The sequence below is a fragment of the Tahibacter amnicola genome (assembly GCF_025398735.1).
Taxonomy (GTDB): domain Bacteria; phylum Pseudomonadota; class Gammaproteobacteria; order Xanthomonadales; family Rhodanobacteraceae; genus Tahibacter; species Tahibacter amnicola.
Genome location: NZ_CP104694.1, coordinates 5,784,440 through 5,806,180 on the forward strand (window position 1 = coordinate 5,784,440; position 21,741 = coordinate 5,806,180).

14 protein-coding genes and 1 pseudogene are annotated in these 21,741 nt (G+C 68.1%); 11 read left to right on the forward strand and 4 right to left on the reverse strand.

Annotation, left to right across the window (positions count from 1 at the left end):
- Window positions 1–61: 61 nt before the first annotated feature.
- Window positions 62–2,542: an ABC transporter permease gene (locus tag N4264_RS22805; protein ID WP_261694509.1), complete on the reverse strand. Its 2,481-nt coding sequence runs from the start codon at window positions 2,540–2,542 to the stop codon at window positions 62–64.
- A complete protein-coding gene (locus tag N4264_RS22810; RefSeq protein ID WP_261694510.1) occupies window positions 2,539–3,225 on the reverse strand; it encodes an ABC transporter ATP-binding protein in 687 nt (228 codons plus the stop codon). The genes N4264_RS22805 and N4264_RS22810 overlap by 4 nt, the downstream gene beginning before the upstream one ends.
- Between N4264_RS22810 and N4264_RS22815 the strand changes: the two genes are divergently transcribed.
- From N4264_RS22815 to N4264_RS22860, 9 genes and pseudogenes are all read left to right on the forward strand, one after another.
- Entirely contained in the window at window positions 3,224–3,877 is a 654-nt protein-coding gene (locus N4264_RS22815; protein ID WP_261694511.1) for an arylesterase, read from the forward strand. The genes N4264_RS22810 and N4264_RS22815 overlap by 2 nt on opposite strands.
- Window positions 3,878–4,024: 147 nt before the next feature.
- A pseudogene (locus N4264_RS22820) lies at window positions 4,025–4,920 on the forward strand (DUF6689 family protein).
- Window positions 4,921–5,079: 159 nt separating this feature from the next.
- Window positions 5,080–5,976, forward strand: a complete 897-nt coding sequence (locus N4264_RS22830; RefSeq protein WP_261694514.1) for a GAF domain-containing protein — start codon at window positions 5,080–5,082, stop codon at window positions 5,974–5,976.
- A gap of 32 nt (window positions 5,977–6,008) precedes the next feature.
- Window positions 6,009–9,368: a serine/threonine-protein kinase gene (locus tag N4264_RS22835; RefSeq protein ID WP_261694515.1), complete on the forward strand. Its 3,360-nt coding sequence runs from the start codon at window positions 6,009–6,011 to the stop codon at window positions 9,366–9,368.
- Complete coding sequence (locus tag N4264_RS22840; RefSeq protein WP_261694516.1) at window positions 9,352–10,137, forward strand: sensor histidine kinase; 786 nt, start codon at window positions 9,352–9,354, stop codon at window positions 10,135–10,137. The genes N4264_RS22835 and N4264_RS22840 overlap by 17 nt, the downstream gene beginning before the upstream one ends.
- Window positions 10,134–10,769 (forward strand): response regulator, encoded by a 636-nt coding sequence (locus N4264_RS22845; protein WP_261694517.1) that lies wholly within the window; start codon window positions 10,134–10,136, stop codon window positions 10,767–10,769. Before N4264_RS22840 ends, N4264_RS22845 begins: the two co-directional genes overlap by 4 nt.
- Window positions 10,770–10,900: 131 nt before the next feature.
- On the forward strand, window positions 10,901–11,629 hold the full coding sequence (locus tag N4264_RS22850; protein ID WP_261694518.1) for a response regulator transcription factor: 729 nt from the start codon (window positions 10,901–10,903) through the stop codon (window positions 11,627–11,629).
- A 2-nt stretch (window positions 11,630–11,631) separates the two neighbouring features.
- Window positions 11,632–12,939 carry a sensor histidine kinase gene (locus N4264_RS22855; protein ID WP_261694519.1) on the forward strand — a complete coding sequence of 436 codons (1,308 nt, stop codon included), beginning with the start codon at window positions 11,632–11,634 and terminating at the stop codon, window positions 12,937–12,939.
- 34 nt (window positions 12,940–12,973) lie between these two features.
- The gene (locus N4264_RS22860; RefSeq protein WP_425508294.1) at window positions 12,974–13,969 is read left to right on the forward strand and encodes an isoaspartyl peptidase/L-asparaginase family protein; all 996 of its coding nucleotides are present in this window, start codon (window positions 12,974–12,976) and stop codon (window positions 13,967–13,969) included.
- Window positions 13,970–13,978: 9 nt separating this feature from the next.
- Here N4264_RS22860 and N4264_RS22865 read toward each other — a convergent pair whose 3' ends face one another.
- Together N4264_RS22865 and N4264_RS22870 are read right to left on the reverse strand one after the other, a co-directional pair.
- Window positions 13,979–17,689 (reverse strand): translocation/assembly module TamB domain-containing protein, encoded by a 3,711-nt coding sequence (locus tag N4264_RS22865; protein WP_261694520.1) that lies wholly within the window; start codon window positions 17,687–17,689, stop codon window positions 13,979–13,981.
- The gene (locus N4264_RS22870) at window positions 17,686–19,437 is read right to left on the reverse strand and encodes an autotransporter assembly complex protein TamA (protein WP_261694521.1); all 1,752 of its coding nucleotides are present in this window, start codon (window positions 19,435–19,437) and stop codon (window positions 17,686–17,688) included. The genes N4264_RS22865 and N4264_RS22870 overlap by 4 nt, the downstream gene beginning before the upstream one ends.
- 231 nt (window positions 19,438–19,668) lie before the next feature.
- Here N4264_RS22870 and N4264_RS22875 point away from each other — a divergent pair, with 231 nt between their 5' ends.
- Together N4264_RS22875 and N4264_RS22880 are read left to right on the forward strand one after the other, a co-directional pair.
- Complete coding sequence (locus tag N4264_RS22875; protein WP_261694522.1) at window positions 19,669–20,007, forward strand: DMT family protein; 339 nt, start codon at window positions 19,669–19,671, stop codon at window positions 20,005–20,007.
- Window positions 20,008–20,070: 63 nt separating this feature from the next.
- Window positions 20,071–21,618, forward strand: a complete 1,548-nt coding sequence (locus tag N4264_RS22880; protein ID WP_261694523.1) for a choice-of-anchor Q domain-containing protein — start codon at window positions 20,071–20,073, stop codon at window positions 21,616–21,618.
- Window positions 21,619–21,741: the final 123 nt, after the last annotated feature.

Below are 21,741 nucleotides of genomic sequence, written 5' to 3' on the forward strand. Positions count from 1 at the left end.
ACCATAGGCACGGCGCTGCCCATTGGCAAGGCTTTGGCGGCGGGATGTGCGCCGTGTCCCATTACTCCCGGCGCAGCACCAGCAGCGGCGACGCCTGCGCGATGCGGCGCGTGCCCAGCCAGCCGGCCAGGGTCACCAGTGCGACGGCGGCGGCCAGTCCGCCGAGGAAGGGCCAGGCCGGTGGCGTCCAGGCGATGCGGAACACACCGCGACTGAGCGACAGGCCCGCTGCGATCGCACCACCGGCCCCCATCAGCCCCGCAATACAGCCCAACAGGGCGAATTCGCCCAGTACGGCCGACGCCAGCTGGGCTCGCCGCGCGCCGAGCGTGCGCAGCAAGGCGGTCTCGAAACGCCGTTCCTCGGCGCTGACGTTGAGCGCCGCCACCAGCACCAGCAGTCCGGCGGCCAGGCTGAAACCCAGTACCGCGGTTACCGCCTGGCTGACCCGGTCGATCAGGTCGCGCACCCGGTCAAGGATGGCGTTGATATCGATGACGGAGAGATTCGGGAAAGCGCGGGTGAGATCGCGCATCGCCAGGCGGGATTCCGGCGGCAGCCAGAAGCTCGCCAGCAGGCTGTGTGGAACATCCTGCACCGCCGCCGGATTGAGCAGCACGAAGAAGTTCACCCGGAACGACGTCCAGTCGACGTCACGGACGTTGACGACGCGCGCGGTGATGGTGCGCTCGCCGATCGACAGCGTGATGCTGTCGCCCAGGCGCAGCTTGAACATGTCCACCCACATGCGGTCGATCGATGCTTCCGGTTCGGTAGCACCGGCTTCGAACCAGCGCCCCTCGACGACGCTGTTGGATGGCGGCAACTCCGCGCTCCAGGACAATCGCGTTTCCCCGTTGATCCAGCCAGCGGCGCGGCGGTCCTCGTAGTCTTCGGCGCGCGGCGTCTTGCCGTTGATCGCCACGAGCTTGCCCACGGCCAGCGGCATGAGGTTGAGGTTCTCGACCTTCGCTGCCGTCAGGCGCTCGGCGATCGCCGGCCGCTGTGCCGGCTGAAGATTGAGCAGGAAATGATCCGGCGTTTTTGCCGGAAGGTCCGCACGCCAGGCCGCCAGGAGGCCCGGGCCGACCACCGCGAGCAGCAGCAACGCCGAGAAGCTCAGCGCGAGCGCGCTCGCCTGGATCAGGCTCAGACCACGCCGCCGCGAGAGGTTTGCCAGCCCGAATCGCAGGGCACCTGGCGCGCGCGCCGCCAGGCGCCGCAGCAGGGCCAGCAGCGCAGTGCCCAGCACCAGGGTCAGCAGCACCACGGCGGCCAGGCAGATGGCCATGGTCGTGGCGATACGGGCATTGCCGCTCTGACTGGCGATCAATCCGAGTGCGACCGCTATTGGCAACGCATACAGCACATCCACCCGGCGCGGCCGTAGCCCGACGGCGCGCTGAAAAACGCGAATGGGCGGCACATCGCGCAAACGCGCCAACGGCGGCAAGGCGAATCCGACCAGCACGGCAAGACCCACCGACACCGCCCCCAGCGCCGGCAACAGGCTGAGCGGCGGCGCGGCTCCCGGCAGCACGTCACCGGCGTAGCGCAGCACCCCTTCCTGAAGAACCAGCCCGGCCGCGGCGCCTCCCACGCAGGCGGGCACGCCCAGCATCAGGAGCGTGAGGATGAGGATCGCCAGCACGCGTCGCTTGCCCACGCCCAGTGCGCGCAGCAGTGCCACCTCGTCCGTCTTGCGCCGGGCGTAGCGCTGCGCGGCCAATGCCACGGCAATGCCCGCCAGCAGCGCCGAGAGCAATGCCGCCAGGCGCAGGAACGCCTCGGCGCGCTCGAAGGCGGTGCGCAGGCTCTGCTGCGCCTCGCCCACGGTCACCAGCTGCGCGCCGCCGTCGGCCAGCTGCGGCTTCACCCAGGACTGGAAACCCTGCAGCGCAGCCGCCTCGCCGGAGAGCATCAGCTTGTGTCTCACGCGACTGCCCGGACCGAGCAGGCCCGATGACTCCGCATCGGCCATCGCCACCACCAGGCGCGGAGCCAGCGCGAACAGCTGGCCCCCATCGGGCTGGCGCAGGATTTCACCGCCAATACGCAGCGCCCTGCCCGCCAGCTCCAGCGAACCGCCCACGTCCACGTCGAGCGCCGCCAGCACCAGGCGGTCGGCATAGACCTCGCCGGACGGCGGACTCCCCACCGTGTGCTCCAGGCCGTCCGCGCCCCGTACGACCAGCGTCCCGCGCAGGGGATACGTCGCATCCACCGCCAGGATCTGCGCCAGCTGGCTCTTGCCGGCCGCGAAGACGACGCTGGGGAATTCCGCGCTGCGTTGCGTGCGCAATCCCCGGCGTAGCGCCTCGTCGCGCCATGCGGGCGGCAGTGCGCGGCGCGCCGCAACGCCCAGGTCGCCGCCGATCAGCTCGGCCGCACTCGAAAGAATGGCGCGTTCGACGCGCACGCCCAGCGTGGATACCGCCGCCAGCGCGGCGACAGCCAGCACCAGTGCCGCGGCCAGGGTGCGCAGCTCGCCGTGGCGGAATTCCCGCACCAGCGCACGCCAGGAATAGGCCAGGAGCTTCATGCCGCATCCACGCGGCGACCGCCCGCCAGGCGCAGCACCGTGCCACACCGCTCGGCAAGCACCAGGTCATGCGTCACCAGCACGAGCGTGGTGGCCTTGGCGGCATTGAGTTCGAACAGCAGGTCACTCACGGCCTGGCCGGTGCGCTGGTCGAGGTTGCCGGTGGGTTCGTCGGCAAACAGCAGGCTGGGGCCGTGCACGAACGCACGCGCGATGGCCACGCGCTGTTGCTCACCGCCCGACAGCTGGTGCGGAAAATGGTGCGTGCGCTGTGCCAGTCCGACTGCCTCAAGCGCCCGCAGCGCCTGGCTGCGTGCATCGGCCACGCCGTCCAGCTCGAGCGGCAGCATCACGTTCTCCTCGGCTGACAGCGCCGGCAGGAGATGAAAGCTCTGGAACACGAAGCCCACCTGGCGCCGCCGCAGGCTGGCGCGGCCTTCTTCGTCGAGGCCGCCCAGGTGCTGGCCGGCCAGGTGGATCTCGCCGCGGGTGGGCAGGTCCAGCCCCGCCAGCAAGCCGAGCAAGGTGGTCTTGCCCGATCCGGATGCGCCGACGATGGCCAGGCTCTCGCCGCGGCGCACGCTCACGTCGACGCGGTCGAGGATCTGCAGCGAGCCGTCGGGCCCATCCACCACTTTGCTAACATCCCTGGCACTGAGAATGATGTCACCGAGTTCCCGCATGCGTCGCTTCCTGGCTGCCCTGTTATTTATTGTTTCATTTATTGCTTTTGCCGCACCGCAACCCGCTCCGGCGGATAACGGGCCGGTACTGGTTCTTGGCGATTCCCTGTCCGCCGCCTACAACATTCCGCGTGAAGCCGGCTGGGTGAGCCTGCTGGAAACCCGCCTGCGCGGCCACACGCCACCGCGCCAGGTGGTCAACGCCGCCATCAGCGGAGAAACCACTGCCGGCGGACTGGCCCGATTGCCGGAGCTGATCGCCACCCATAAACCCGCCGTGGTCGTGCTCGAGCTGGGCGCCAACGACGGCCTGCGCGGACTGCCGCTGGCGGAAGTCCGCGCCAATCTCGCGCAGATGCTCGAAACGGTCCGCCAGGCCAAGGCCCGGGCGGTACTGGTGGGAATCGAACTGCCGGTCAACTACGGGCCGCAATACCGCGACGGCCTGCGCGCGATGTATCGGGACTTGGCGCGCGAATTCAATGTGCCACTGGTCCCGTTTCTGCTCGAAGGCATCGCCACCGAACCGGACCTGATGCAGGACGACGGTCTCCACCCCGTTGCGAAGGCGCAGGAGCGGATCCTCCAGACCGTATGGCCGACCCTCGCCGGCGCGCTGGGCGCACCCGGCAGCGCAGCGCCACGCCGCTGAGGGAAATCCCCCAGACGAACGGCGGTAGATCCCCCAAACGGGCGTTCCGCAGCGATCGTCACATTTCACCGCTAGGCCGCGGACGCCAGCGCGGGTAGATTGGCTCCAGCGGCCGGATACGCCGGGTCCGCATCAGGGTTCCGCATGATGGTCCAGCTCCGTCGACACCTGTTCCGGATCGCCTTCGCGCTGATCCTGGCCAGCGGCTGCGCCTGGGGCCAGGTGGTGGTGGTGATCAACGGCAATGTGGCGAACGCGACCGTGCACGTTCCCGATGGCGGCGCCGGATTCGATGCGGACGTCACCATCACCTTTGATACGCCGCAAAACCTGACACCCCAGAGCCTCAATCTCACGGCACAGCTGGTCAACCCGACAGATCCGGCACTGCAGTCGCGCCTGCCGCTGGGCACGTTCGTCGAATCGGCGTTTCCCGTGATGATCACGGTGGAGCCGGTCAATCTGCCGCGCCTGTTCGCCAGCAGCTTCGATGGCGCTGAAAGCGGCAGCGGCAATCTCGCATTTCGCAACGCCTATACGCTGGAGATCCATACCCATCACCTGACCTACGCCGCCGGCACGCCATACCGCCTGTACAAGGCCCCCTCGCTGGCGCGTTCGCGGACGTCAGCTCCGAGATCCTCAATGGCAGCGTCCGCTCCCGCGGGCGCAGCGGTGGCTTCTCGCAGTTCCTCGTGGTCAATGATCCGCGGCCCGAGTACGTGGGCCTTCCCGGCCTGGGCGTCGCGGTGATCGCCACCGCCAAGCTGGCCGCGCTGGAAACCCGCATCCTGGCTGCCTCACTTGACGACGTGCTGCGGCTGGAGCTCCTGGCCATCATCGACGACATCGGCCTGCAACTGGCCCTGCTCAACTACACCGCGGCCATCGCCGGCGTCGACGACCTGCTCGATACCGTACACGCCGAGGCAGGCCTGGGCATGGACAACCTCTGGCGCGCCGAACGCGACCTGGTCAATGACGCCGGCGATATCGACGGGCAGGCCAATTCGCTGCGTTTCAGCCTGCTGCGCCTGCAATAGCCGCAAGGTGGCGATGGTCGCGATCGCCAGCGGCGGTTCGCGACAAATGTCCATGTCCGGGCGCCTCCCAAGGGGCCATTCCACCAGTACACTCCGGCACAGGGAATGCCCAGGGCGGCCCGGTGGGTTGCGCGTTCCACGCCATTGACGGGAGCTTCGATGCAGGCGCAATTCAGTGCCTATCCCCCCGACCATGCGGTCATCATCCGGCTGCTGGATGCCGGACGGATCTACCGCGTAGGCCGCGCCACCGAGTGCGAACTGTGCATTGACCATTTTTCCGTTTCGCGCTTTCACGCCGAAATCCAGTTCACCGAGAATCAGTGGCGGATCGCCGATACCGGCAGCCGCAACGGCCTGCGCGCCGGCGGACACCTGGTGCTGCAGGCGGGGCTGGACGGACCAACCTGGTTTGCGATCGGCGATGTCTACTGCTGGTTCGAGCCGCTGAGCCAGAACGAAGCGGCGTCGTTCCAGGCGCACCTGCAGGGCCGGCGTGTCACATCGCAGTCGCTGGTGCAGCAATTGCGCCGCGCCAGCGATATCGAGACCCTGCTGCGCCAGACCCTCCAGGCGGCACTGGAACTGTCGGGCATGGAACGCGGTTTCGTCGTGTATCGGGGCGATGACGCCGTGCTTCGCGTCCGGGTGTGCCAGGGCATCGGTCCGACTGAACTGGCACGCCCGAATTTCGGCGGCAGCGCCGGCGCCGTGGAGCGCTGCCTGGAAAGCCGGCGCAGCGTGATCTGCTGCGACACGAGCGACTCGCCCTGGCTGGGCGCACGACCCAGCGTGCAGTTCGGCGGGATCCGCGCGATCGCCTGCGTGCCGCTGACCATCAATACCGAATGCCTGGGTGCGATCTACGTCGACAGCCGCCGCGCCGGCCCCCTCCTGACGGAACTGGACCTGGAACTGTTCGAGAACCTGGCGCAACAGGCGGCGGCGACCCTGGCTGCCGCCCGCTTGCGCGGCGCGGTGGACGCGGTGCTGCAGGCCGCCGGTGACGCCGGCGTGCCGGCGCCCCGGTGGGATGACGTGCGCAGCGCGCGCTGAGGCCTCCTGATGCACAGCAGCCGGTTTCCGCCATGAACGACGCCGCATCCGGCGTCCAGCGTCCTTCCGCGCAGGCGGCCACCATCACCGGCGTGCTCGCGGCCTACGACGTGCGTATCGGCGAAGTGCTGGCCGGCCGGTTCCGCATCGACGCCCTGCTGGGCGTGGGCGGCATGGGCATGGTCTATCGCGCCCGTGATCTCTCGCTGGATATCGATGTCGCCGTGAAACTGCTGCGCCCGGAACTGGTGCGCCGCGGCGACGCCTTCGAACGCTTCCGCCAGGAGTTGCTGCTCGCGCGCCAGGTATCCAGTCCGCATGTGGTACGCATCCACGACATCACCCAGCACGGCGACCGCTGGCTGATCACCATGGACTTCATCGAGGGCGAGTCGCTGGAAGACCGTCTGGTGCGCCAGGGGCGGCTCGAACCCGAGACCGCACTGGCGATCGCCCAGGGCCTGCTCGAAGGCCTGGCCGCAGCGCACGAGCGCCAGGTCGTCCATCGGGATCTGAAACCCGCCAACATCCTGCTCGACGCAGCCGGCAAACCTTTCATCACCGATTTCGGCGTGGCGCGCAGCCTGGGCACCAGCGGCATGACCGGCAGCGGCCTGATCATGGGCACGCCCGGCTACCTGTCTCCCGAGCAGGCGCGCGGCGACACCATCGACACGCGCAGCGACCTCTACACCACAGGCCTGATCCTCTACGAAATGCTCTGCGGCCAACCGCCCTTCTGCGAAGGAACGCCGGCAGAGAGCATGGTCCAGCGGCTGGTGCGTCCACCGCCATCGCTGGCGCGGCAGCGGCCCGACCTGCCCGCCTGGGTTCATCGGTTCGTGGACCGCCTGCTGCGGCTCAACCCCGCGCATCGGTTCAGCAGCGCCCGCGAAGCGCTGGCGGCCTTGCAGACGCGCCACGTTCCACGCCCGCGGCCTTCCCGACGTGTCTTGTTAAGCCTGCTGCTGGCAGTGGTCGCGCTGGGGGGCGCGGTCTTTTTCGTCGCGCGGCTGCGCGTATCTTCCACCGTCGTCGCGGCACCTGCGGTCGCGACACCGCCGCAGTGGGCAGTGGTTCCCTTCGACGCGCCGGCCGACGAGGATGACCTGCGCGCCACCGCGCGCTTTCTCGACGAACACCTGCGGCAGTGGCTGCGGCAGGACGCGGCCATCACGGTGGTGCCCCGCGCACGGGTGAAAGCGGCGATCGCGCGCGCCGCACCCGGTGCGACCGGCGAGCGTCTGGCGCGACGCTGGGACACGGTCGCGCGCGCGGCGAATGCCGACAACCTGGTCTACGCGGAACTCCGCCGCGGCGGTGAGGGCCTGCTGCTATCGCTGGAGCAGCGCCGTGCAGACGGGAGCATCGCCGCCACGCTCGCGATCACCGGCACGACACCCGCAGCCCTTTACACGCGGTACCTGGCGACGATCCCTCAGCTGCTGCCGACTATTGCCTCGCAGCCCCCCGCGGCGCCCGCCGAATCTGTCCGCGACCTGGGGCGCCTGCTCCAGGCAGTGGATGCCGGGCCTGCCGCGGGTGCGTCCCTGCCCGTCGTGTCCGGCGCCGCTCCCGGGGCTGCCGCGCTAGATACCTTCATCCGCCTCCAGGCGCTCGAGCGCGCTCGCGACGAACTGGGAATCCAGGAGCAGCGGCGCATCGCACTGGAACGCGGCGAGGATGCCTCGCTGCTGGGACTGCAGCTGCGCGCCACCGCATTGCGCGGCAATGGCGACGCCGAGGCCGCGATCGCCCTGATCGAGCCGGCGCTGGCGCGCTACGCCAACGATACCGAGTTGGCCCTGCTGGCGGCGGAGATCCTCGCCGAGAACGGCCAGGCCGGGCGGGCCAGTTCCCTGCTGCACCGGCTGACCGAACGCGATGAACATGACGCACGCAGCTGGTTTCTGCTGGGGCGCACGGCGATCCAGGCGGGCGATGCCCAGCGTGCCGTCGACGAATACCTGGTGCGCGCCCTGGTGCTGGCCACGCGCGCCGGCGATTCGCGCGCCGAAGCCGACGCGCGCAACGCCCTGGGCGTGGGCTACGAACGGCTCGGCCAGCTGGATGCGGCCGCGGACGAATACACGCGGGCCGCCCGCCTGCGCCAACAGGATCAGGACCTCCGCGGCGAGGCCACCAGCCTGCGCAACCTGGCCATCGTGCGCGCCGTGCAGGGCGACCGCGCGGCCGCGCAGGAAAGCGTGGACAAGGCCGCGCGTCTGCTCGAAGCGCTGGGTGACCGCGCCAGCCTGGCTGATCTCTACAACGATCGCGGCGTGATCGCCGAGGAGCGCGGCGACTACACCGCCGCCCTGTCCGACTACCGCCAGGCACTCGCCCTGCGGCAGGCGCTCACCCTCGCCGACGCGGTTGCGGAAAGTTTTACGAATGTCGGTTTTTGCTATTTCCAGCTGGGCCAGATGGACAATGCCCAGGTCTACTGGCGGCAAGCCCAGGCGCAGTACGAGGCGCTGGGCGACCGCACCGGCATGCTGCACGTCGCCCAGAGCCTGGGCATGCTGGAAATGGCCCAGGGCGAGTTCGCAGCCGCCGGCGCGCGACTGGCCGCATCGCTGCGCCAGGCCGAAGACCTGCAGCTGCCCGAGGAAACCGCCGTCGCGCACACCTACCTGGGCGAGCTGGCGCTGGCTGAAGGTCGCCTGGGCGACGCGCTCTCTGCGATGGCGCGGGCGCGCGACGATTTCCAGCGACGCGACGACCAGCGCGGCCTCGCGGAAACGGCGCTGCTGTCCGCCCGGGTGCAGCTGGCGTACGGCGACGCGGATGCGGCGCTGCAAACCCTGCAGGCCCTGTCGACAGCGGAACGGAGCCCGGAGCAATCGGCGCTGGCGACGCTGATCCAGGCGCGGGCGCAACAGGAAAAGGGGGCCGCAGAGGCAGGCGACACGCTGACGACGGCCGAGAAAGCGGCGACCCACCACCCGTCGCTGGCTGTCCAGGTCCGCATCGAACGGGTGCGCGCGGCGCTGCGCCAGGGCGACCGGTCGACGACAGCCAGAACGCTGAACGCCCTGCTCACTGATACCACCGCCATGGGTCAACCGCCCGTGCGGCTGGCCGTGCTGCAGCTGGCCCTGGCCGCAGCGGCCCGCGGTTGGCCGCCGCCGGCGCAGACGTCCTACCGGGAAGGTCTGGAGCTGCTGCGCAAGCTCGGCCGATGGAATGACGACACCGTGTTTCACGCCAGCGCCATGGGTGCGTTCCAACGTGCGGGCGCTACTGCCGAGGCAGCGCGCGCGCAGAAGAGCGCCCAGGATGCGCTTTCGCGCTGGCTGGCCGGCTTGCCGGCCGACCAGCGTGCCACCGCCGAGGCGGCGCTGCGCCGGCGCATCACTGCGGAGGCCGGCCATGACCTCTCCTTCTGACGCGCAGTCCCTCGCCCAGCTGCGCGAGCACATCACGGAACTGATGGGCCAGCACGAACGCCTGCTGGAACAGATCGCCGGCGGTGCGCAGGATTTCAAGCGCCTGGCCCGCTCGGTCTGGCGCGTGCAGGAAGAAGAACGCCGGCGTCTGGCGCGTGAGCTGCACGACGGCATCGGCCAGAACCTGGCCGTTCTGACCCATCAGATCGCCGCAGTGATCGGAAGCCTTCCGCCCGGCGCCAGCGACATCCGCGGGGCCCTGGAAGCCTCCGCACGCCTGGTGCGCAGCACGCTCGATGACACGCGCGCGCTGTCCCGCCTGCTGCGTCCGCAGGTGCTGGACGACCTGGGCCTTGCCGCCGCCCTGAAGTGGCTGGCGCGCACATTGGCGGTGGATGGCGAATTGACCATCGACATCGTCGCCGACACGCCCGAGCAACGGCTGGACCCGGACGTCGAGATCCTGGTGTTCCGCGTCGCTCAGGAGGCGCTGACCAACGTCACCCGGCACGCCCATGCCCGGCGTGCCCTGGTGGCGTTATCCACCGGGCCGCGCCAGCTGCAACTGGTGATCAGCGACGACGGCCGCGGCTGTGATCCGGATGCGGCGCAGCGTCTGGGGAGCAACGGCCTCGCTGCGGGCCTCGGGGGCATGCGCGACCGCGCGCGCGCAATGGACGGAAAATTCTATTTTGATGCCGCACCCGGTCGTGGCTGCCGGGTTACCCTTGTGCTGCCCTTGCCGGCCGAGCCCCGGGAATCCGCATGATCCGCGTCCTGATCGCCGATGACCACACGCTGGTGCGCGAAAGCCTGGCCTCGGCGATTGATGCCAGCCCCGGTTGCCACATCGTGGCGCAGTGCGCCGACGGCATCAGCGCGATCGAGCAGGCCCATGCGCTGCGCCCTGACCTGGCCATCGTCGACATTTCCATGCCACGACTCTCGGGCATGGAAGTGGTGCGCCGGCTGCATGCGGAGCTGCCGCGAACACGCGTGCTCGTGCTGACGATGCACGAGGAAGAGGAATACGTCGTGCCGATGGTGCGGGCAGGCGCATCCGGTTACCTGGTCAAGCACGCAGCTGTGGCGGAACTGCTGGAGGCCATCCGGGCGATCGCGGCCGGGGGCGTGTACTTCGGCAGCTATGCCAGCAAGGCCCTGGCCGAGCACGTGCGGCAGCCGGATGCGGACAGCGATCCCTACGGCACGCTGTCGCCGCGCGAGCGCGAGGTGTTCCATCTGATCGTCGATGGCCTCACCACCAAGGAAATCGCCCGACGGCTGGATATCAGCACGAAAACGGCGGAGAACCACCGGCTGCGCATCCTGGCCAAGCTCGATGTGCGCAACGCCGCCGAGCTGGTGCGCTACGCCGCGCGCAAGCGCCTGATCGACTGACGGAATCTGCCGCCGCGCCCGCCAGTTTTCACGGCCGTGACCGGCTTCACGTCGCTGTCACGGGCTTGTCCTGATCCTTCACAAATGTGAAAAATGACCGGCGTTCCCAGCGAATGCCGGGGGAGAGGATCATGAAGCAGCGCGACGAACAAACCGGCCTGATCCTGCTGATCGAGGACAACCGCGGCATTGCCGAGATGGTCGGCGAATACCTTGAGCGGCGCGGTTATGGCATCGACTACGCCACCGACGGGGTAACCGGCTTGCGGCTGGCGATCAACAACAGTTACGACGTGATTGTGCTCGACCTGATGTTGCCGGGCATGGATGGCATCGACCTGTGCCGCAAGTTGCGCGGCGAGGCGAAGAAGTCGACGCCGGTCCTCATGCTCACGGCCCGCGACACGCTCGATGACAAGCTCGTGGGACTGGAAGCCGGCGCAGACGATTACCTCGTCAAGCCCTTCGAGATCCGCGAGCTGGAAGCGCGCCTGCGTGCCCTGATCCGGCGCGACCGGCGACTGGTCAGCGCCGAGGTGCTCAAGGTGGCCGACCTGGTGCTCGATACGGCAACCCTGCGGCTCACCCGCGAAGGCAACGAACTGGTGGTATCGCCCATCGGGGTGAAGCTCCTGACTATCCTGATGCGCGAATCTCCGCGCGTCGTGAGCCGGCGCGATATCGAGCGCGAAATCTGGGGCGAAAGCCTGCCGGACTCCGATACGCTGCGCTCGCACTTGTACAACTTGCGCAAAATTATCGACAAACCGTTCCAGCGCCCGCTGTTGCACACCATCCACAGCGCCGGCTACCGCCTGGCCGATCTCGACGCGGAAATCGCCGCAACCAGCCGGGCCTGATCATGCGGCGGCCGGCCGGCATTCGCCGCAAGATCTGGGTTGTCTTCGTGCTCCAGCTGGCGGCGATCAGCTTTGCCACGGTAGTGAGCGTCTTTGGCGCCGCGACCATACTCGAAGACGTGCTGGTCAAGCGCACCCTGGCCAACGAAGCGGCGCACTTTTTCGAGCAACGCCACCGCCAGACGCTGCCGCCACCCAACACCTATACGCTGCGTGGCTACTTCGTGGATGGCTCGCGCAACACCGACAGCCTGCCGGCGTCGCTGCGCCAGCTGCAGGAGGGCTACCACCATGTCCGCGCCGACGGACTGGACGACCTGGTCCATGTCCAGCGCGGCGCGGGTGGCACCCTGTACCTGCTGTTCCAGCGCGGACCGGTGCATCGCCTGGCGCTGACCTTCGGCGTGATCCCGCTGGCTGTCGTTTTGGTGATCATCGCCATCAGCACCTGGGTCACCTACCGGGCTTCGCGTCGCGCGCTGTCGCCCATCGTGGCGCTCGCGGCGAATGTGCGGGAATGGGATCCGAAACGTCCCGAGCTCAACCGGCTGGAACCCGAGCAGCTTCCCGGCGAGGTGGATCACGATGTGGAGGTGCTGTCGCGCGCGCTGCACCGTTTCGCCACGCGCATCGAGGAATTCGTCGAACGCGAGCGCAATTTCACGCGCGACGCCAGCCACGAGCTGCGCAGTCCGCTGACCGTCATCAAAGTCGCCGCCGATGTGCTCGCGGATGATCCGCGCCTGGACGAGTTCGCGCGTCGCGTGGTGGCCCGCATCCAGACGGCCGGGCGTGACATGGAAGCGCTGATCGAAACCTTCCTGATCCTCGCCCGCGAGGCCGATACGGGGTTGCCGGAGGAGGACTTCGACGTCAATACCATCGCCCGCGAGGAAGTCGAGCGGGCGCGGCCCTACGTCGAGCAGAAACCCGTGACACTCACGCTCGTCGAGCACGGCCAGTTCGCCCTGCATGCCTCCTCGCGCGTGGTGTCGGTCATGCTGGGCAACCTCGTCCGCAACGCCTGTCTTTTCACCGACCACGGCAGTGTGACGGTCACCGTCGGCAGCGACTACGTCAAGGTGGAGGACACCGGCGGCGGCATGAGCCAGGCCGAGCTGGCCCAGGTGTTCAGGCCGGCCATGATCACTGGCCCCGCCCTGCGCGGCCGCCATGGCGTTGGTCTCACCATCGTCAAGCGCCTGTCGGACCGTTTTGGCTGGCCGATCACCATCGACAGCGAACTGGGGCGCGGCACGATCGCTATCATCGGATTTCCCCAGGCACGCCCGACCGCGGCAGCCGCCTGACACCTTCTTCGCCCCGCCTATGGAGCCCGAGCGCATGCCGCCGTACATTTGTCGCCTGATCACCGTGATTGCGGGAGCGTTCTGCATGGCCGCCGGTGCCGCCGAGGTGAAGCCCGTCCTCGTCATCCATGGCGGGGCCGGCGTGATGAAGAAGTCGCTCGCCCCCGAGCGGCGCAAGGCGATCGAAACGGCGCTGCACGAAGCACTGTCAGCCGGCTATGGCGTCCTCAAGGACGGCGGCAGCAGCCTGGAAGCGGCCACCGCCGCTGTCGTCGTGCTGGAAGATTCGCCCTACTTCAACGCCGGCAAGGGCGCAGTATTCAACCACGACGGCAAGAATGAGCTCGATGCCTCCGTCATGGACGGCGCGACGCGACGTGCCGGCAGCGTAGCGGGCCTGCACCGGGTGAAGAATCCCGTTCGTCTGGCCCGCGCCGTGATGGAGAAATCCGCTCACGTGATGCTGGTCGGCGACGGCGCGGAAGCCTTCGCCAAGGACGCCGGCATCGAGCTGGTGGATCCCTCGTATTTTCGAACCGAGGAACGCTGGAACCAGCTGCAGGAAGCCCTCAAGGCCGAAGCTGCGAACAAGATTGCCGAACTGCCGGCCGCGTTGCGGCACGGGACCGTCGGCGCCGTCGCGCTGGACAAGGACGGCCACCTCGCCGCTGCCACCTCGACCGGCGGCATGACCAACAAGCGCTGGGGGCGCATCGGCGATTCGCCGGTGATCGGCGCCGGCACTTATGCCAATGCCGATTGCGCCGCCTCCGGCACCGGCTGGGGCGAGTACTTCATCCGCACGGTCGCGACGCATTCGATCTGCTCGCGCGTTGCCGCAGGGAGCGACAGCGTCGGGAGCGCCGCAACTGCCGTACTCAAGGACATCGAAACCCTGGGCGGCGACGGCGGCGTGATCGTGCTCGACGCAAAGGGCAATTTCGCGACGCCGTTCAACACCGAAGGCATGTTCCGCGGCTGGGTGGACCGCGACGGGAAATTCCACGTCGCGATACTTCCCGGCGAATAGCCCGTCGCTCTATTTTTCGTAGCGGTAGTTGAGTCCCGCGCGGTTCTCCACGGTGGCGTTCTGCGCCTCCAGTTCCCAGCGCTTGCTGAGCTTGTAGCGCAAGGTGATCACCTCGCCCGGCTGGAAGATGCCGACGCCGTAGCCGATGTAGAGCTTCGGCGAGAGGTACTTGCCGACCGTGAAGGCAGTGCCGCCGACACCCGCGTTGTCGCGTACTTCAGCCTCGATGCCCAGCCGCGCGCCGATGCTCTTGGCCAAAAGGTCGCCCGTAGCCGAACCCAACGCCTGGGCGGCCGTGCGCACCAGATCCGTGTCGCCGCCCTTGAGCCCCGACAACGGTTTGCCGGTGATGAGGTAGGAGAGCGCCTCGGACTGTTCCATCGCCGGTTCGGCAAATACGGTGAGCACAGGTACCTGCGCGGTACCCTGGACCCGCAAGCCTGGCTTGACGTCCTTGAGGTCGCGCACCGCACGCAGATCAAGGCCAGGGTTGTCGATTGCCGTGCCGGCGAACAGCAGGCGGCCCGTCTCGATGCGCAGATCCTGCCCGTAGGCGCGGTAGGTACCGCCTACCCGCACTTCACCACGCCCCACGGTCTGGCGCCCGGGCCGCTCGACAATGGCCAGCTGGCCGTCCAGCTTGCCATCGAGGCCAAATCCCTTCAGCCGCACGTCATCGCCCAGGCGCAGCGTGACATCGGCCACCACGGGCAACGCCGCTTTCACCGCAGCCGCTTCTTCATCGGTCACCACGACGTCCGGAGACGTCTTGGCGACCCCACCGCCGGGCAATTTGGACAGATCCACATTGGCCGACGGCATGTCAACCTGCCCGCTGACACGGAACTCCGCCTGGCTGTATTCCAGTTTCAGGTGCGGACCGACGACCACGCGCGCACCGGGAATGTCGGCCGCGAGAAAGTCCTTGCCTTCGATCGACACCAGAATCGGCGTGGTCGCTCGCGTATCGCCGCTGCCCGTGAAGGTGATCTGTCCGGTGCCGGAACGGATGCCGCCTTCGATCCGCACCTGCTGCGACGGATCGACGGTGACGCTGGCCGTGCCGTCCTGGAGCGTGATGCCGGCGGCGGGCACTTCGGCCCCGAGTTCGAGCAGGCGCAGCGTACCGTCCACCTGCGGCTGGGCCAGCGTGCCGCCGACGTGAAGGCTGCCATTGGCGCGCCCCTTCACCGCGGCGAGGTCAGTAGTAAACAATTCCACCAGTGAAAGATTGGCAATTGCCAGGGTTATGGTTCCGTCCAGCACCTGCGATGCGCCACGTGCCTGCACCCGGCCCTCGACGCGGCCGCCATCAGCGAAGGCCGCCCGCAAGGTGAGGTCCTGCCCTTCCGGTGACAGTGCGGCTTCGATCGCGACATCGCGGTAGTCCAGCACCGGCTTGGCGGCATCCGGATACCCGATCTGCCCGCGCGCCGAACCGATACGCGCGCTGCCACGCCACTGGCCCTGCGCCGAACCGGCCACATCGCCACTGCCATCGATCTCGCCCTGCAGCGTGAACGGCGCGTCCGGTGCGGCCAGCACCATCACCATCGCCAGGGGCAATCGTTCGATGCGGTAGCGCGCCGTGGTGGCGCCATCGGCAGTGCGGTCGCCGGCCAGGCACAGGCGGGGCCCGGACGCGGTCAGGCACAGCTCGCCCAGGTGCAGCGCCTGCTCCCGCCAGCTCAGCGTCACCGGCTGCTGCAAGGTCCATTGCGGCTGGTCGCGCAGCGAGAGATTCAGCGTCTCCAGCATGCCGTTCCAGTTGGCGTCGGTGTTGGCGCCACGCACGGTCACCTGGCCTGACAGCGGGTCGCCGTTGAGCGCGAGCGTCAGGGTGTGCGCATTCCGGTCACCCTTGCCGTCGATACTGACCCGCTCGAAATGCAGATTGCCCTGCGCCACGCCGGTTGCCAGCACGCTGACGTTGCCGCGCGGTGCGCTGGCGTCGGCGATATCGGCCGTCAGTTCCACCGAGCCGGCTTTCGTTCCGTCATAGGACACGCTCTGGCCGTCCAGACGGCCGTTGAGCGCCAGGGCAGGCCACGCCCCCTTGACCTGCCACTCACCCTTGACGCGTCCCTGGGCACCCGGCAGCAGGTCGCCGAGCGACTGGATCGTGAATCCGACCGTGGCATCGGTCTGGTGACCACCGCGGCCGCGGATCGCGACGGTGCTCTCTCCCGATGCCAGCGCCAGCGTTCCATCGATGACCAGGCCCGGGGACACACGGATATCCGCTGTGCCGGTGACAGGCCGCTGCCGCAATGTACCGTCGAGCTTGTCGAGCTTCACGCTGGCAGTGACGCCGGCGTCGGCCAGGCTGCCCTCGCTGTGCAGAGTCAGGCCGAGCGAGCCCGGCCAGCCGGCGACCAGGGCGCCGGGGTCGAACCGTTCCGCCCGGACCTCGCCTTTCCACGCCACGGACGGTGCCAGGGTGACGGTGCCCTGCGCCTGGAGGTAACCCCGTGGTTGCTGCAGCGCCAGGCGGTTGACCAGCACCTGCTTCGCGGTACCGGCCACGTCCAGGCTGATCTCTGCAATCTTCCCCGGCGGGCCGAGCTTCACGGTGCCCTTCGCGCCGTATTCCTGCAGCGTGCCGGCAACATCCAGGCGCCCGTCGCTGTGCAATACCTGCCCGGCAAGATCCTCGGGCAGCACGACGCCGCTCCAGGTCAGGCCGAGAATGGTCGCGACGGACCCGCCCGTCAGATCCACCGATCCGGTTACGTCCAGGCGGCCGCTGGCCTCCGGCGAACGCAAGGTCAGTGCCTGGACGGAAAGGACCTGATTTTCCCAGCCGAACTGGAGCGGGTCGACCAGCACAGTGTGGCCGTTGACGCCGACCTGGCCACTGATCGATCCCCCCTTGCCCGATCCGTTGCCCTTGAGGGTCAATGCTACGGACTGCAGAGCTGTGTCTTTCACGATGACGGACGGCGAAAAGGCGGGCACGGCGAGATCAAAATCCCATGCCTGGCTGCCGGTGGTATCGACAGCAGCGCGCAGATCGGCAGCGGCCGGCTGCGTCAGCACCGCGTGCGCGGTCGCCTTTCCGGCGGTACTGGTCGCATCGAGTGTACCCGCGTAGCGAATATCGCCCAGGCGCCAGTCGAATTGCCCTTTTGCACCGCCCGCGTACGGGGCGAGCGAAAGGAGGTTGGCTTCCAGGTCCACGCTTCCTTCCGGCGCGCGCACGGCCAGCCGCTTCAGGCGCATGCCTTCCAGGGTCCAGCCGGCCTCGGCCTCGATGGAATCGACCGCCAGCGTGGGCTGGCCGTCGGTAGTAAGGGCCAGTCGCGTGACCATCAGACGGTCGAGCGTGATATCCAGCGGCGGCACCAGCGAAAACGGCTCGGACGGCGACGCGGCCGGCTCGGCGGGGAGCGTGGTCAGCTTGACCGTCAGCCCGTCGATTTCCACGTTCTCCACGTGCGCGTGGCGCTTGAGCACCGCCCACGGCGCCACGTCGAGCAGCACGCGCTCGGCGTGGACGATCACGGCCTTGTCGTGCCAGCGCACGTTGTGCAGGACCAGTGGTCCGGCGATGGCACCTTCGCTGCGCTCCACCGTCAGCAGGCCGCCGCTCCCGGCGACGATCCGCGCCAGCACCATGCGCGCACCGACGCCCGAATAGAGCAGGCCGAGCAGCGCCGCCGCCAGGATGACCAGGAGGGCGGCCAGCGCGCCAGCGATACGTCTGGTCCAGCGTTTCATAGGTCAGGCCCGATCACGAGGTGGATCTGGTACGCACTGCGGTCCTCGCGGTCGCGCAGCGGCACGCCGATGTCCAGACGCACCATGCCCACGGGCGAGCGCCAGCGCACGCCGGCGCCGGCGCCGACTTTCAGGCGGTAGTCCGTACCGGAGAAGGCATCGCCCGCGTCGACGAATGCCGCGACACCCCATTTGCGGTGGAAATAGAACTCGTATTCCGCGCTGCCGGCCAGGAGATGTTTGCCGCCGACCACGACCGGGTGCAGCTCCGGCGGCGCACCCGGAACCTGCGAGGTGACCTCCACGTTCTGCACCGGACCGATCGTCTGGTAGCCATAGCCGCGCACGGAACGGTCGCCGCCGGCGAAGAAGCGCAGGTCAGGCGGAAGGTCGTTGAATTCGCCCACCCGCATGGTGCCGGCACTGCCGCGGACAATCAGGCGGTTGCGCCAGTTGAAGGCGCGAATCCATTTCAGGTCGGCCCGCAACTGCAGGAAGCTGGTATCCGACAACGCCCCCTTCTGCGCGGCGCGCGCCAGCAGGTTGAGCGAGTAGCCGCGGCGCACGAAGAGCGGATCATCCGCACGCTTTCGCGTCAGCGCCAATTGCGGGTACAGCATGGTGGAGTTGCCGCGGACCGCGAAATCGTCGTTCGTGCGGTCGCGGATCTCGAAATCGCCGGTCTGCAGATGCAGGCCCATCGTGCGCGTGAAGCCCATCCACTGGCGCGTTTCGTTCGCCACCACCGACGTGACGCGCGAGCGCGTGGCGTCTGACGCTTCGTCCTTGTAATTGATACCGAAGTTGAAGCTGCGGCTGTCCGGACCGGGCAACGGAATCTGGTACTGGGCCGACGCCGTCTTGAGGCGCTGGGCGACAATGGCTTCGGTCTTGAGCTTGTGACCACGCTGGTTCATCCAGCGCCGCTCCAACCCGCCGCGAACGCCAAAGCCGGTGTCCGTCCCGACGAACAGTCCGCCGGTGTAGATGCTGCGCTTGGCCGGGGCCAGTGCGATGACGATCGGCACCACACCCCCCTTGGCATGCTCGATGTCGGGGTTCACGTCGACGACGCTGAAATAGTCCGCATCCACCAGGCGCTGCTGCAAAGACAGCAGCGACTCCTGGGTGTAGTAGTCACCTTCGCTCCACGGCACGTAGCGCTGCAGGAAGTCGGTCGGAAACTGCCCACCTTCGAAGCGGACTGCGCCCATGCGGAAGCGTTCGCCGGGTTCCCAGGTCAGGGTGATGCGCGCCTTGCGCGTGGCCCGGGTGACCTCGGCGCGGTGCGCCGACAGCCGGGCATCCAGGTAACCGTTGGCGAACAGCGCCGCCTGGATGGCGGCCTTGCCACGCTCGTAGGCGTCATGATTCATGGGCTGGCCGACCTGCGGCGCAAAGGCGCGCACGGCACGGCGCACGGCTTGCATTTTCCCGGCCTCGCCCGGCACGGAAAGCGCGAGGTCCTCGACCACCACCGGTTCACCGGGCTTGACCGTGAAGAGCGCCTCCCAGCCACCGGGCACCTCCTTGAGGCTGCCATCGACGGTCGCGTCGTAGTACCCGTAAGGTTCCAGCGCCTCCGCCACCTGGGCGGGGACCGCCTCGTACAGGCGGCGGACCTGCGCCGCGCTGACATCCCGGCCGACGTAGTGTTCGATCTCCATGGCCGCCAGCACGGCCAGTTTCAGGTCGCCGTCGACGCCACCCACGGTGGTGGTGACCTTGGCAGCGTGGACCGGCGTCACGATCAGTAGGCCCAGCCAGGCCACGGCCGACCATCGCGGGCCCCGCCGCGATACCGTCGGCGAGTGCGGCCTTGGCGGCCGTCGAGTGTTGCGGATCATTCCATCAATCCTTGGGCGCGAAGGCGCGTTATAGCAGGGGCCGCGTGGTTTGGGCATCAAATAGCCGCCCCGGGCGATTGCGCCGGCCGCCGGCGCAGACAAGACTGTGCGCTGTTCGACGGATCCGCGCCCATGTCCAGCTACCTCACCCCGATCCTGCTGCTGATCGCCTCCAACGTGTTCATGACCTTCGCCTGGTATGGGCACCTAAAGCACACCCACCGCCCCCTGCTGCTGGTGATCCTGGCGAGCTGGGGCATCGCCTTCTTCGAATACTGCCTGCAGGTACCCGCCAATCGGCTGGGGGCTGCCGTCTACCACCCGGCCCAGTTGAAGGTGATCCAGGAAGTGATCACCCTGGTGGTGTTCGCTGTGTTCTCGGTCACCTACCTCGATGTGCCGATCCGCTGGAATCATGCGGTGGCCTTCGCCCTGGTCGTCGTGGCGAGCTTCTTCGTCTTCATGGACTGAACGCGGTCACGGACCGGCGCGGCGGATCAGTCCATCCTGCCGTGCCGACCAGGAGTGAGTGCAATGCGTGTCCGACGCCTGCTGTGGCTTGCCATCCTTTTTGCCAGCCTCGATGCAGCGGCGCAGAGCACCTTCGACTGCGCAGCGCCCGCGGCACCGTCGACCGCTGGCGCCGTGGTGCTGGGCAATGGCAGCTCCGGCAGCGTCAGCGGTGCGCAACTCCAGGCGGCGCTCAACGCCGGCGGCGTGATCAGACTGAACATCGGCACCTCGACGCTGACCTTGACACAGGAGCTGTCGATCACCCGCGAGACCGTCCTTGACGCCGGCGGCGCTACGCTTTCCGGTGCAAACGCGGTGCGTGTGTTGCGCGTTTCCAATCCGGGCAATCTCACCTATACCTTCAGCCTGCTCAACGCGGTCGTGATCAATGGCAGCACGCCGACCGGTTCCGGCGCGGGCCTCTACAAAGCGACCGGAGGGCCATGGCAAGCCGTCACCATCCGCATCTTCCATTCGCGCTTTGCCGGCAACCAGGCCATCACCACGGCGCAGGACGACGGCGGCGGCGCCATCTACGTGGTCGGCGCCCAGGAGATCGCACTGGTCAACACGGTGCTGGAAAACAATCGCGGTGCGAATGGCGGCGGCCTCTACTCGCTGGGCTCCCGGCGCGTGAATCTCTTTGACAGCCGCCTGTCCGGCAACAGCGCCACCGGTACCGGCGGCAATCCCGGCAACGGGGGCAACGCCGGCGCCATCGGTGTGGATGGCGCCGACCGCTACGTCAACCTCTGCCGCGTCGCGCTGATCGACAACACTGCCAACGCCTACGGCGCCGGCCTCTTTACCACGGTGTACGACACCACGAGTTTCACGCGGATCGAGAACTCGACCCTGCAGGGCAACAACAGCACCGGCAGCAGCAATGCGCACACCGGCGGCGCCTATATCCAGGGCGGGCCAGTTGCGATCCGCGGCAGCACCTTCCGCGCCAACCAGGCGGCCGGCTACGGCGGTTTGTCGCTGTTTGACCACCAGACCGGCAACGGACTGGTCCGCACCTCGGGCGACATCACCAACTGCACCTTCCAGGGAAACATCGCGCGCACCGGCCTGGGCGGCGCGATGAACATCACGGCTACTGGCAATCTGCTGCTGCAGAACCTGACCATCGCCAACAACCGCGCCCTGTGCGACGTGTGTTTCGCCGGCGGCATCTCTAACGCGGCGGGTCTGCCGATCACCCTGCGAAACTCCGTATTCCTGGATAACACCGGCGGCAATGCCTTCAATCCCTGGGCCCTGCTCAATCCGGTCAGCGGCAGCAACAACCTGCAGTGGCCGCAGGTGCGGCCCAATTCCTTCGGCCAGACGGAGAATCCGGTCACGCCGGGCGCGATCTTCGCCGACGCGCTGTTGTCGCCACCGGCAATGAACGGCGGCCTGACCGAGACGATGGCGCTGCCTGCCGCCTCGCCCGCCATCAATGCGGGAACGGCAACGGGCGCACCCGCGACGGATCAGCGCGGGGTCGGTCGCGTCGGGGCCGTCGATGCGGGCGCTTACGAGTTCCAGGGGGACATCATCTTCCGCAACGGCTTCCAGTAGCTGGCCGCAGGGGACTACAGGGTTTCCGGAGCCGGAAAAGAAAACGCCGCCGCAGGTTCAGGGGTGGCCGGCGGCGGCGCGATGAGACAATTGCTTGCCTCGATGAAAGATACACGTAACGGG

Coding starts and splice junctions, on each gene's coding strand:
- N4264_RS22805 (WP_261694509.1), bottom strand. CDS start 2,542: ATGAAGCTCCTGGCCTATTCCTGGCGTGCGCTGGTGCGGGAATTCCGC.
- N4264_RS22815 (WP_261694511.1), top strand. CDS start 3,224: ATGCGTCGCTTCCTGGCTGCCCTGTTATTTATTGTTTCATTTATTGCT.
- N4264_RS22810 (WP_261694510.1), bottom strand. CDS start 3,225: ATGCGGGAACTCGGTGACATCATTCTCAGTGCCAGGGATGTTAGCAAA.
- N4264_RS22830 (WP_261694514.1), top strand. CDS start 5,080: ATGCAGGCGCAATTCAGTGCCTATCCCCCCGACCATGCGGTCATCATC.
- N4264_RS22835 (WP_261694515.1), top strand. CDS start 6,009: ATGAACGACGCCGCATCCGGCGTCCAGCGTCCTTCCGCGCAGGCGGCC.
- N4264_RS22840 (WP_261694516.1), top strand. CDS start 9,352: ATGACCTCTCCTTCTGACGCGCAGTCCCTCGCCCAGCTGCGCGAGCAC.
- N4264_RS22845 (WP_261694517.1), top strand. CDS start 10,134: ATGATCCGCGTCCTGATCGCCGATGACCACACGCTGGTGCGCGAAAGC.
- N4264_RS22850 (WP_261694518.1), top strand. CDS start 10,901: ATGAAGCAGCGCGACGAACAAACCGGCCTGATCCTGCTGATCGAGGAC.
- N4264_RS22855 (WP_261694519.1), top strand. CDS start 11,632: ATGCGGCGGCCGGCCGGCATTCGCCGCAAGATCTGGGTTGTCTTCGTG.
- N4264_RS22860 (WP_425508294.1), top strand. CDS start 12,974: ATGCCGCCGTACATTTGTCGCCTGATCACCGTGATTGCGGGAGCGTTC.
- N4264_RS22865 (WP_261694520.1), bottom strand. CDS start 17,689: ATGAAACGCTGGACCAGACGTATCGCTGGCGCGCTGGCCGCCCTCCTG.
- N4264_RS22875 (WP_261694522.1), top strand. CDS start 19,669: ATGTCCAGCTACCTCACCCCGATCCTGCTGCTGATCGCCTCCAACGTG.
- N4264_RS22880 (WP_261694523.1), top strand. CDS start 20,071: ATGCGTGTCCGACGCCTGCTGTGGCTTGCCATCCTTTTTGCCAGCCTC.